Origin of the sequence: Helicobacter monodelphidis (genome assembly GCF_003288845.1) — a bacterium.
Taxonomy (GTDB): Bacteria; Campylobacterota; Campylobacteria; order Campylobacterales; family Helicobacteraceae; genus NHYN01.
Map to the genome: position 1 here is coordinate 88,122 of NZ_NHYN01000004.1, position 12,633 is coordinate 100,754.

Annotated in this window: 10 protein-coding genes; 5 read left to right on the forward strand and 5 right to left on the reverse strand. The window is 35.2% G+C overall.

The genetic code is table 11. The annotated features are described in order from the left end of the window. The first annotated feature begins 21 nt into the window (after positions 1-21). The 4 genes from mqo (at position 22) to CCZ01_RS03055 (ending at position 5,315) form a co-directional block, all read left to right on the forward strand. Complete coding sequence (gene mqo, locus CCZ01_RS03040; RefSeq protein WP_112051761.1) at positions 22-1,506, forward strand: malate dehydrogenase (quinone); 1,485 nt, start codon at positions 22-24, stop codon at positions 1,504-1,506. A 144-nt stretch (positions 1,507-1,650) separates the two neighbouring features. Then, positions 1,651-2,496 carry a bifunctional hydroxymethylpyrimidine kinase/phosphomethylpyrimidine kinase gene (gene thiD / locus CCZ01_RS03045; protein ID WP_112051762.1) on the forward strand — a complete coding sequence of 282 codons (846 nt, stop codon included), beginning with the start codon at positions 1,651-1,653 and terminating at the stop codon, positions 2,494-2,496. Continuing rightward, complete coding sequence (locus CCZ01_RS03050; protein WP_112051763.1) at positions 2,489-3,610, forward strand: FkbM family methyltransferase; 1,122 nt, start codon at positions 2,489-2,491, stop codon at positions 3,608-3,610. Before thiD ends, CCZ01_RS03050 begins: the two co-directional genes overlap by 8 nt. A 19-nt stretch (positions 3,611-3,629) precedes the next feature. Beyond that, positions 3,630-5,315 (forward strand): lytic transglycosylase domain-containing protein, encoded by a 1,686-nt coding sequence (locus CCZ01_RS03055; protein ID WP_258436497.1) that lies wholly within the window; start codon positions 3,630-3,632, stop codon positions 5,313-5,315. On the opposite strand, the gene CCZ01_RS03060 is transcribed toward CCZ01_RS03055, so the two are convergent. From CCZ01_RS03060 to CCZ01_RS03080, 5 genes are all read right to left on the reverse strand, one after another. Next, positions 5,300-6,214 carry an AEC family transporter gene (locus CCZ01_RS03060; protein ID WP_112051765.1) on the reverse strand — a complete coding sequence of 305 codons (915 nt, stop codon included), beginning with the start codon at positions 6,212-6,214 and terminating at the stop codon, positions 5,300-5,302. The two genes, CCZ01_RS03055 and CCZ01_RS03060, sit on opposite strands and share 16 nt — an antisense overlap. Positions 6,215-6,252: 38 nt before the next feature. Continuing rightward, the gene (locus CCZ01_RS03065) at positions 6,253-8,562 is read right to left on the reverse strand and encodes a PD-(D/E)XK nuclease family protein (RefSeq protein ID WP_181566289.1); all 2,310 of its coding nucleotides are present in this window, start codon (positions 8,560-8,562) and stop codon (positions 6,253-6,255) included. A 28-nt stretch (positions 8,563-8,590) separates the two neighbouring features. Further along, the gene (tkt, locus tag CCZ01_RS03070; protein ID WP_112051767.1) at positions 8,591-10,564 is read right to left on the reverse strand and encodes a transketolase; all 1,974 of its coding nucleotides are present in this window, start codon (positions 10,562-10,564) and stop codon (positions 8,591-8,593) included. A gap of 73 nt (positions 10,565-10,637) precedes the next feature. Continuing rightward, positions 10,638-10,994 (reverse strand): methionine-R-sulfoxide reductase, encoded by a 357-nt coding sequence (locus tag CCZ01_RS03075; protein WP_112051768.1) that lies wholly within the window; start codon positions 10,992-10,994, stop codon positions 10,638-10,640. An 11-nt stretch (positions 10,995-11,005) separates the two neighbouring features. After that, the gene (locus CCZ01_RS03080) at positions 11,006-11,257 is read right to left on the reverse strand and encodes an RNA-binding S4 domain-containing protein (RefSeq protein WP_112051769.1); all 252 of its coding nucleotides are present in this window, start codon (positions 11,255-11,257) and stop codon (positions 11,006-11,008) included. A gap of 90 nt (positions 11,258-11,347) precedes the next feature. Here CCZ01_RS03080 and CCZ01_RS03085 point away from each other — a divergent pair, with 90 nt between their 5' ends. Next, positions 11,348-12,613, forward strand: coding sequence for an argininosuccinate synthase (locus CCZ01_RS03085; RefSeq protein WP_112051770.1), 1,266 nt, complete (start codon positions 11,348-11,350; stop codon positions 12,611-12,613). Positions 12,614-12,633 lie beyond the last annotated feature (20 nt).

The window sequence follows — 12,633 nt, forward strand, 5'->3', positions numbered from 1 at the left end:
ATTTTGCAAAAGGAGTTTGAAATGAACCTTGAGGAAACAGAAATTGCTCTCGTAGGCGGTGGGATAATGAGCATTACTCTTGCCACGATTTTAAAAGAATTGCAACCTTCTTTACAGATTACTCTTTATGAGATGCTTGATGATGTTGCGTTGGAAAGTAGTGCTGTATGGAATAACGCAGGAACTGGGCATCAAGCTTTGTGCGAATTAAATTATACACCAGAAACTGCTGATGGAGGTGTGGATATTACAAAGGCACTAAAGATTAATCGTAGCTTTGAACTAAGCAAGGAATTTTTTGCCTATTGTATTCAAAAAAATATTCTCAAAGAACCTTCCACTTTTATCAATCCTCTCCCTCATATCAGTTTTGTGATTGAAAATAATGTTCCTTTCTTGCAAAAGAGGTTTCAGTTACTTTCTAAATCTCCCCTTTTTAAAAGTATGCAGTATACGCAAGATCACGAACAAATTAAACAATGGGCACCCATTTTGATTGAAGGTCGAAATCCTAATCAGAAAGTTGCTGCAACTTATATGGCAGAAGGAAGTGATATTGATTTTGGTGAAATGGTGCATCAACTTAAGGATTCTCTTTCTAAAAGAGAGAATTTTAAAATTCACTTAAATCATAGAGTAACGCATTTAAATAAAGAGGGAAATGAATGGGTTTTGCAAATTAAAGATACTCTAAACCATACGCAAAAAAAAGTTAAGGCAAAATTTGTCTTTTTGGGTGCTGGTGGAGGTTCTTTTCCTCTTCTTCAGAAGAGTGGTATTCCGGAAGGAATAGGTTATGGTGGTTTTCCGGTGGGTGGTTTATGGCTTGTTTGCAAAAACCAAGAGGTTATTGCTAAGCACCACGCAAAGGTTTATGGTAAAGCTTCTTTAGGTGCTCCTCCTATGTCTCTACCCCACCTTGATACACGCATTATTCATGGTAAAAGAGAGTTACTTTTTGGTCCTTATGCAGGTTTTAACACGAAATTTCTCAAGCATGGAAGTTGGCTTGATATGCCATTATCACTTAAAAGTAGTAATTGGATTCCTATGCTCCAAGCAGGAATAGATAATGTTCCTCTCACAATCTATCTTATTAAGCAAGTTTTAATGAGTCAAGATGGACGTATGAAAAAGCTTGATGTCTATATGCCCTCAGCACAAAAATCAGATTGGGAAGGTAAATTTGCAGGACAAAGGGTCCAGGTCATTAAACGCAATGCACAAGGTCGAGGAAGCTTACAATTTGGAACGGAAGTGATTACCTCTAGTGATGGTTCACTTGCAGCGTTGTTGGGTGCATCACCTGGTGCGTCGACGACAGTAGAAATTATGTTAGAAGTCATTGAACGCTGTTTTTCAAAGGAATACACACAGAACTGGAAAGAAAAACTTCAAGAGATGATTCCTTCTTATGAGCATACTTTAGAAGAAGATATTGCCCATTTTAATGAATATCGCTCTAAAACGGCTGAAGTTTTAAAAATACCTTTTGTTGCCATTTGATAGGACTGATTATTTCTTTATCCCCGTATAGATGCAGGGGGGATAAAGTCTACTACCCCCATTTACTAAAAAATGTTAGTATGTTGCTATTAAGGATAAAAGATATCCTTAATAGAATTTATAAGCCATAAAGGACAATAATATATGAAAACTCATACTTCGACTTCGCCTATCCCAACCGCACTAAGTATTGCTGGTAGTGATTGTAGCGGTGGGGCAGGGATACAGGCTGATTTGAAAACTTTTGGTGCACATGGTGTGTTTGGTATGAGTGTTGTTTTGAGTGTTGTTGCTGAAAACACTGTTCGTGTGATTTCAAGTTTTGATGTTCCATCGCAAATTATTAGCGACCAAATTCAAGCTGTTTTTGAAGATATTCCTCCAGAATCAACAAAAATTGGTATGTTAGGTTCTGATGAAATTATGGAATGCGTTGCACATCATCTTCGTAATCTTAAGCCTAAAAATGTTGTGATTGACCCTGTAATGTTTGCTAAAAATGGCTTTGCTTTAATGCCAAAAGCTCACCGCCAAGATTTTAAGCAAAAAATTCTGCAGTTTGCTGATGTCCTCACCCCTAATATTCCGGAGGCACAGGAATTGTGTGGTTTTGAGATTGATAACCAAGAGGATATGAAAAAAGCAGGAGCAATGCTTTATCAAATGGGTGCAAAAAGTGTTTTGGTAAAAGGTGGGCATAGTAAACAGGGGGCTAATGATGTTTTTTTTGATGGTAAAGAATATTATGTTTTGAGTGCAGAGAAGATTCAAACAACAAATACTCATGGTACAGGTTGCACGCTGAGTTCAGCTATTGCTGCAAATTTAGCCCTTAATAATCCCCTGTTAGAGTCTATCCAAAATGCTAAAGATTATGTTTTTCAAGCAATTTTGCATTCTTTAAAATTGGGGCAGGGTAATGGACCAACAAACCATTTTTATCACTTGAATTCCAGTGCATTAAAAAGGAACTCTAAAATAGATGGGTAGAAATATATCCTCTAAATTCTTAGGTATTGTTATAGAACAACAAACTAAGCGGTGGTCATTCTTTCTTTTTTATATTCCTTTGTTGCAGATAATCCCTATCAATGAGGGTTTAACTTGTGTTGGGGATGAGCTCTATCGTAATGATTATCGTTTTTTAGGTGTTCGTTTGTGGAAGGGGCGTATACGTGTTCGTCGTCAATGCATTCAAATGTTTATTAGTAACCAGCTAGAACGTAAGTTGGGCGAAGTGCTATGCCTTGACCCTCATATTATCACAAAACTCCAAACCTTAATGCAAGGATTAGATTCAGAAAGCGTACAAACTATCAACCGCATTCTTGCACGTGCAAAATATTCTTACCTTACCAAACAAACTCTTACTTTCAATCTCACACAAGAGGAACAAAACCAAATTTACAGAATCCAAAGGGAGTTTTATCCTAATATTATTAAATTTGCAGATGATGCGTATTTTTATAATGGTTATTGGGTAAGTAGTTCTCATCTTGAAGTGGGCGTATTTTGGCATAAACATAGTATGCACCTCTTTAAACACTTGGATAAAATAGCACAAGGACATATCCTTGATGTGGGCGGATTTACTGGCGATAGTGCTATAGTTTTACAGGAGTACACTAACAAAAAAGTTTATACATTTGAGGCAACGCAAGGGAATTTTCAAAAAATTTTAAGAACTATAGAACTTAATAAAAGTAACAAAATTATCCCCATACAGAAAGCATTAGGCTCAAAAACAGAGAAAATATATATTAATTTGAATGGAAGTGCCTCAAGCTTTGTTGCACATCATGGTAATGATAGCGAGGAAGTTGAGGTGATTACACTGGATTCTTATATTGCTGAACATAATATTCAAGTTAGCCTTATTAAAGTTGATATTGAGGGTTTTGAGATGGAATTTCTCAAAGGGGCAAAACAAACGATTGTGCAACAAAAACCAGCTATGATTTTAAGTATTTATCATTCACCTAGTGACTTTTTGGAAATTAAACCTTTAATCGAATCTTGGAATCTTGGTTATCGCTTCAAGATTCATAAAGCTGTTGATGAAACATCTTTGATTGAAGTAGCCCTTTATTGCGAGGTTGATTGATATTTAAAGGAGAATGTGTATGAGGTATGTTGTTTTAGTTGTTCTATTTATTGTGCAATTGTGTGCGGATTCTATTATCAAGCCTGTTGCATCGCAAAATGTTGCACCACTCAAAGGTCAAGCATTCTTTGATTTTTATATTAAAGATAAGCCTAAAGGTATCGTCCGTGATTTTTATATTTGGCAATATCTTAATGAAAATCAACTCAATAGTCAGCAGATTCATACCGCCTATGCACTTTTAAATGCAAAAAATCCATACTTAAATAAAGTTCTTGACCGATTGGGTTCTAAAGAGCCTATGCCAAGAGATATAGAATGTAGCAAAATGGATATTAAACGTGCTTTTAAAGAAGATGAGAAATGTCTTTCTTTAGCTTCTGTTGGCAAGTTAAAGCTTTTTAAGACAATGCCTAAAAAGGAGTCAATAGCTATAGCTGATAAGTTGGCAAATGCTTATCCTCATCTTTCTTCGGCGATTCGCATTTTAAGTTCATCACAATTTTACCAGGAAATTTTACAAGCTAATGCAGTTGTTTTTACGATGGTATACGATGCCCTAAGCCTTAAAGAGAAACAAAGAATATCACAACAATCAGCAATTCCTGTGATTGAAAAATTAAGTCAACAAAATCATCAGCCATTCTTTAATATGCTAAATACGGCTGCTTTGAATGCTTATTCTACTCCCTTGAAAAAAATTCTTTTACACAGCGATATTATCCAAGCTCCACACAATACCCTTTTTTTGTTAGGTTTGAATGAGTTACAATTTGGTTCTAAACAAAAAGCTTTGCGGTATATGCAACGTGTCCAAAACAGTAAAGCACAACGTTTTTTTATTGATCGTGCACTATTGTGGCAATATCTTATCACCCAGAATCAGCAATTTTTACAGGAGATTCTTGCTAGTAACCATGTGAATATTTTTAGTCTCTTTGCGGCTGAGAAACTTGCTCAACAACCTAATTTTAAGATTGTGCATTCCCTTCCTTCCATTTCTACACAAAAACCACCCTTTGATGCGACTGATCCTTATGTGTGGCAAAATATTTCATCTACTCAATTAAGTACGACAGATGTTGCAAAGCTCACAGAAATAATTCCTTATTTCTCCTATCAAGAAACAATGCCTCAATTGGCTTTTCTTATGCAAAAAATAAATAAATTTACAATAAATTACTTTATTGTTCCTTTTGAAAATCTAGTTTCTTGGGATAGTAGAGAGCAAAAAAGCTTTGTGCTAGCAATTGCTAGACAGGAGAGTCATTTTATCCCGACTCTAATCTCTCGTTCTTTTGCTTTGGGTATGATGCAGATTATGCCTGCTTATGTCAAACCATTTGCTGAAGAAATGGGGCGTAATGACATTGAATATAATGACTTATTTCAACCTAAGATTGCACTAGAAATGGGACGCCATTATATCCGTAAATTACAAAAAGAATACAAACATCCTCTTTTTGTTGCTTATGCTTACAATGGGGGTCCGACATTTTTACGCAAACTTTTAGCAAAAGAGGAATTATTTTTAAAGAATCGCCAATATGAGCCATGGTTAAGTTTAGAGCTCATTCCTTACGAGGAGACACGTTTTTATGGTATGCGTGTACTGGCAAATTATATTATCTATGAAAAATATTTTGGTGGTGATGTAAATTTAGAAAAACTCCTCCAGCAAACTTTAATTTATCCTAAAAAATAACTTAATTGTAGCCATGCAGGAATGGTTAGAAAGCTTAGTAGGATACCCAGCACGACTGCATTCAAGGCAAGTTTACTATTAAATCCTGCACGTAATAATACAGCAATGGCGCTGATTTGTGGGGGCATTGCGACTTCAATTAATGCCATACGCCAAATATCTTGAAATTCATTGTATGTAAAATACACAAAACTAGCAAGAAATAGTGGAGCAAGAATCATCTTTCCGCTTAGTAATAAGGCTGTTAATTTCCAATTTAAAATTCCTTTCCAATCGATTTGTACACCCACCGCAAATAAAGCAAGAGGAATTGCAGTTTGTGCAATACTTTTTAAGGGTGCAAAAAATTCATCGGGAATATGAAAAGGTAAAAATCGGAGCAAGAATCCGAAAATTAATGATAAAAATAAGGGATTTTTTAGTAATTTTTTGAACACCCCAAATATAGAAAAATGCCCTTGTCCACCCATTGCAAGCACGATGGGAGCAAGAAATGCAAAAGGAATACCGGTTACAAATTGGTCGTAAATAATTACTTGATTAGCATAGTCTTTACCTAGTATGCCCTCAACAAGTGGAAAGCCTAAAAATAGAGTGTTTCCGAGCGTTGCTAGCATACAGAGAGCAATAATATCACCTTTGTTAAACGCAAGTAATTTACCCAATATAAAGAATAAAATTGCTACCAATAGGTTACTACATAAAGAAATGATACAAATTAATAGAAAATTGTGGTCAATATCAGCGTGATAAACACCATTAAAAATTTGTGCTGGGATAGCAAAATTTAATAAAAAACCCATCAATATTCCACTTTGTCTATTACCTAATAGGTGTAACTTTTTCGCAATATAACCGATAGCGATGAATACGAAAATACTATACATTGCAACAAACATTATTATCCTTTAATTTGATTTTTTAGGTAGGATGAATCTTAATCGCGATCGCATAAAGTAGCATAAGGGCAATATAAGCAATCTTTTTTTTCCTCTGTGAGATCAAAACAGATTAAATCTTGTTGTAATTCTTTCAGGGTGGTTTGGAGTAATTCGTAAGATCCTTGGATATTTTTTTCATCTTCGCTGACTTTTTTACCATGATATAAATCATAATAGAATGCAGAAATTTTGGAGTCCTCTGTCTCTTTTAATTGTTGTGCTGCAATTTTATAAAGTGTAAATTGTAAGTCTTGAGTGGCAATTTTAAAATTTTGCTTTAACTTATAGTCAATTAATATAATTGAGCCATCAGTAGCTTTATCAATTCTATCAATTTTTCCATGAAAGCAAATCCCTTCTAAATTATATTGGAAAGGATACTCGCAAAATAAAGTCCTGTAACCTTTTTGATAATCTTGTTTTTCTGTCTCAAAAAATACTTTTAAATATTGTCCAGCAAGTTCTAAATTAAAGTATTCTACTTCACTATAATCACCTTTTGCTTGTTGAATCTGATGATAGAAAAAAGCCCTTCTTTCATCAGGTGTTTGGTAATGGGTGTAGGCTTGTTCTAAGAAATGGTGTATGATAGAGCCAATAATAACTTCTTCTTTAGTTTTGAGTTTTTGTACATGAGCATAATAAAATTTTCTTTTACACTTCACAAAATCATTTAATGAAGTATATGAAAAAATAAAATTTTGCTCACGAATAATTCTGGATAAAGAATCTTCAATTGTAGGAATAATGTGTTGATGTTCTCTGGCTTGCCCTAACAATCGGTTTTTGTAATTTTGCATGGGGTGAATCTTGATGGAGATTTCATTTTTAAGTTGTTGTTCTAGGACCATATGAGAGACTGATTTTTTTTCATCATGTACAAAACATACTACACTTTTATTTGCTAAAGAAAAAAGAGATAGATAATAATGTTTTTGCAAGTTTTCCCTATCTTTTCTTGTAGGTAGATTAACTTTTTTGCGTAGTAGTGAGTTAAGAAAAATATCTTTTTCTTGAGGTTTTGGGACAAGCCCTTCATTGAAGTTTAGAACAATTACTGAATCAAATTCGACACCCCTTGTTTCTAATATTCCCATAACGCGGATTCTTCCACCTTGTGTATCATCAATTCTTTTATCCTGTAAATATAATAAGACAAATTTTAAAATTTCAACAAATGGGATATTTAAAAAAAGTTCTTTTAGTTCATTTGTATATAAGTAAAATTCTTCTAAATATTCTACAACTTTATAAAGACTTTTTTCTTTTTGTAAAATATAAATAAAACTTTCTAATGAACCCAAACCCTTTTTTGAAAACAGCACAGAAGAATCTTCTATAACTTTCTGCAAGGATTCTTTTTGCAATAAAGAATATTCAGTATATGGTAGATAATCTGTATTTAGAGAATAGATATATTGGCAAATTTCATCAAGGAATTGATAGGCAAAGGTGGTTGAAATTTTTTCGCCAAAAGCATAGTTAAAATTCCGATAAGTATCAAAAATTTTTAAATATTGTGCAAAACTTTCATCAGGTAAGACAATAATAATATCATCAGGGCTGACTCCATCTTCAACCCACTGATGAATCAACTCAATACTCAGAGCAACCTCGTCCATTGCATCTTTTAGTTCATAGGCATCAATTTGAATATCACGTTTTAAAGGTTGGCGACTAATAATTTTTTTTTCATTAAAATGAATTAAAAGGCGATAGCCTACTTCTAAAGGAATGCCCATTGTAGCTTGAATATGTTCTTGATTATAATTATCCACAGAAGTATGGATATATAAAGGAGTAAAAGAGGCAATTTTTTCTAAAATCTTGCATTCAGAACGAGATAAAAAACCTTCCATAAAAAATTCAATCCAATCGTAATGTTGAATGATTGGTGTGTACATTTCTCCATTTTTACTAAGTTTATCATAAAAATTATATTTTTCTAAAAGATATAAATAACTATGATACAAAGTTTGAATAATCGCTAAATGTTCTCCATATTCATCATAAATATCATGGGTTTGGATATCTTCTATATTAACCAACGCACTTGCTAATTCATCTAAGAATGGAAAAATAAAATGGCTATGTTCCAAAAAGTTTAAAAAGGCTGAATCAAATCCTAATTTCGTAGTCTCTATGCCCTCTGCTGCTTTTGCTAGAAATAAGGGGCGTAAAAAGGAGGGCAACAAACGTTTTTTGGGGACAAGGAGCAGAGATTGCAAAAACTCACCCCATAGTCTTGCTTCAGGTAGAATCCCACCCCCATTCTTCTTCACATTCTTTTTATAAAAAGATTGCAATGAGCGTCCATTGCTAAATAGATATAGTTTATTCATTATTGACTAATGGCAAAAGTTTTTCAACAATATTTGAAGCTTCAAAACCAAAGTGCTTAAATAAATCTGTTGCCGGTGCAGATTCTCCAAAGCTTTCCATGCCAAATAAAATATCGGCAAATGCATACCATTCTAGCCCCCTTGAAGCCTCAATCGCCACTACCAAAGAGTGGTTTGGAAACAACAATTCTTTATATTCCCTATCCCTATGTATCTCTTCTAGTAATAATTCAAAACATGGTACACTCACGACCTGTACAGCAATAGAATTCTGTTCTAAAAGATGGGCAACTTCAAGCGATAAAGAAACTTCAGAACCGCTGGAAACAAGCACAATTTTTGGATTCACATCACCCCTTAGAATATAGCCACCTTTTTGCACATTTTCAACAAGGCATTTCTCCATTACCGGAAGATTTTGTCTCGTTAAAATAAAGGCTGCGGGGGAATTTAAATTTAAAGCAACCCTCCAAGCAGCTACATTTTCATGTGCATCGGCAGGACGAAATGTGTATAGATTTGGCATTGCACGAAAATGACTCAATTGTTCAATAGGTTGGTGTGTTGCTCCATCTTCACCAACACCAATAGAGTCGTGAGTCCAGATATAGTAACATTTTGCACGCATTAATGCGGCAATTCTAACTGATGGTGCAAGATAATCGCTGAATACAAAAAATGTTGCACAATAAGGGAGAAAAAGTCCATAATTAGCAAGTCCATTTGTGATTGCACCCATTGCGTGTTCTCTAATGCCAAAGTGCAGATTTCGCCCCAAAGGAAAATCTGCTTCCCCTTGAATGTGTGTATTGTTAGAAGGTGCAAGATCGGCACTTCCCCCTAAGAAGCCCGGAATTGTTTTAGCAATGGCATTCAGGATTTGTCCATTGCTACTACGCGTTGCAAGCATTTCCCCTTCATTGAATTGCGGAAAAGTAATGGCATTAAAATCAGGATAAATTAGTTGATGAAACAAATCTTTTTTTGCTTGACTCATTTTTTTGAGTTTCAGATTCCATTGATTTTCTAAGGCGTTTCCCATATCCTGCAAAACTCTAAATTTCCATAAAACATCTTCTGGAATATAAAAAGAATCATTAGCACAACAAAAGCCACTTGCTTCCTTTGATGCAGCAATTTCTTCTGCTCCCAAAGGAGCACCATGTGTTTTGGCTGAACCGCTTAGATTCTTTGAGCCTTTTGCGATAGTGGTGTGAGCAATAATTAAGGAGGGTTTATTGGCGATTTTTGCGGCATTGATAGCTGTATTGATAGCGATTGGATCATGTCCATCGCACTCAAAAACTGCCCACCTTTGTGATTCAAAACGTTGAGTGATATTTTCACTTAAGCTAATACTGCTATCACCTTCAATAGTAATACGATTTGAATCATAAATTACAATTAGCGAGGAAAGATTTAAATGCCCTGCGAGAGAACATGCCTCATAGCTAATCCCCTCCTCCAAGTCTCCATCGCCACATAGACAATATATGTCGTGATTAATAATTTCTTGCTCCTCGTTCAGTAAAGATGCTGCATATTGTCTTGCCATAGCAAATCCTATTGCATTGGCTAACCCTTGCCCAAGCGGACCTGTTGTTATTTCGATCCCATCGGTTATGCCATATTCTGGATGACCGGGCGTTAATGAATCAAGTTGCCTAAATGCTTTCAATTCCTCCAGTGGAAGATTAAAGCCCCACAAATGTAGCAAGGAATAAATTAAAGCTGAAGCATGCCCACCACTAAATACTAAGCGATCGCGATTCAGCCACTTTGGATTCTGTGGCGAAAGTTGCAAATGTAATGTTAAAACACTCATTACCTCTGCTAACCCCATAGCAACGCCTGGATGCCCACTTTTTGCATTTTGCACTATATCAGCACTTAGAAAGCGGATACAATTTGCCATTCTTTGAATAACAGGAATATCCTCTTGAGTAAGAACTACAGATAAAGACATTTAACACTCCTTTTCATTTTCTACATTCTACACAAAAACTGCACAAAAAAGGCTTCAGAGAGTAAAAAATATGCTATTTATTTTTTTTAAAAAGTAACGATAAAGAATTAACGCAATAGCGACGATTCTTCGGCGTAAAACCTTCACCCTCAAAAATGTGTCCTAAGTGCCCACCGCATTGCTTGCAAACAATTTCTGTACGTTGTCCGTCCGCATCAAGTTGGTAGGTAATTTGTCCTTCAACAGCTTGGTCAAAACTAGGCCATCCACAATGTGAGGGAAACTTATCGCAAGAATTAAATAAGATTGCATCGCATTGTTTGCAATGATACATTCCTGCTTCGTTAAAATGACAATATTCGCCACTAAAGGGTGCTTCTGTGCCTTTATGAAGAATGATATATTCTTCTTCTTTTGTTAATTGTCGCATATTCTTCCTCCTTATGAAACAATTTTCTCTACATATTCGTAACTCAACGATTTAGGGACATTTTTTATTTCAGGAATTTTTAAAACCTTAAAGAATTGCGATTTTTCAAAAAAAGCAATTTCAATCACATCGCCAACCTTCACATTACGACTTGCTTTGACACAAACTCCATCAATCTTTACAACACGATTATCAATCATATCTTGTGCAATACTTCGCCTCTTGACAATATTTGTCGCATTCATAAAGGCATCAATTCGCATTTTTTATCCTTTAAGACTTGTTTTCTCAATCGTTTTAATTTTTTATGGTAGAATTATAGCATCTATTTTGAGGATTCAAGGAGAGAAGTCATGGCAAAGAAAATCAAAAAGGTGGTTTTGGCGTATTCTGGTGGGTTGGATACAAGTGTGATTCTTAAATGGTTGGGCGATCATTATGGTTGTGAAGTGATTACTTTCACGGCTGATATTGGGCAGGGTGAAGAATTGGAGCCTGCACGTAAGAAAGCTCTTGAATTGGGTATTAAGCCTGAACACATATTTATTGAGGATTTAAGAGAGGAATTTATCAGGGATTTTGTTTTTCCTATGTTTCGTGCTAATACAATTTATGAGGGTGAATATTTGTTAGGCACGAGTATTGCACGGCCCCTTATTACAAAACATCTTATTAAAATCGCTAAACAGGTTGGTGCAGACGCAATTGCGCATGGTGCGACAGGCAAGGGAAATGATCAGGTACGTTTCGAGCTTGGTGCGTATGCATTAAACCCAAACATTCAAGTTATTGCACCTTGGAGAGAATGGAATCTAAATAGCCGTGAAAAACTCTTAAGTTATGCTAAAGATGCGAAAATTCCTATTGAAAAGCAGGGGGAGAAGTCGCCTTATTCGATGGATGCAAATATGTTGCATATCAGTTATGAGGGGCAAATTTTAGAAGACCCTAAAAAAGAGCCTGAAGAGAGTATGTGGCGATGGAGTGTTTCACCGCTAAAAGCACCAAATACACCAGAGGATATTTGCATTGAATTCAAAAAAGGAGATGGTGTTGCGATTAATGGTAAAAAACTTTCCCCTTGTGCTTTTTGGGATCTTTTAAATCAATTGGGTGCAAAGCATGGCATTGGACGTTTAGATTTAGTTGAGAATCGTTATGTGGGTATGAAGTCGCGTGGTTGCTACGAAACTCCTGGAGGAACAATTTATCTTAAAGCTCACCGTGCAATTGAATCCCTTTGCCTTGATCGCGAGGAAGCCCATCTAAAAGATGAAATTATGCCACGTTATGCTTCTTTGATTTATAATGGTTATTGGTTTTCAAGAGAAAGAAAGGCATTGCAAAAGCTCATCGATTATACACAAAAAAGAGTGGAAGGGAAGGTGTATCTTAGGCTCTATAAGGGTAATGTGATGGTTTTAGGGAGAGAATCTGCTTGTTCTTTGTTTAATGAGGCGTATAGCACTTTTGAGGAAGATAGTGTTTATAATCAAAAGGATGCTGCTGGCTTTATCAAACTAAATGCTTTGCGTTTTATTATTGCAAAAAAGACAAAAACTCATTCAACACAACAAGAGATAAAGAAAAAAAATAAAAAAAAGAAGGATAAAGCATAAAAATCACTCTTAATCAGGAA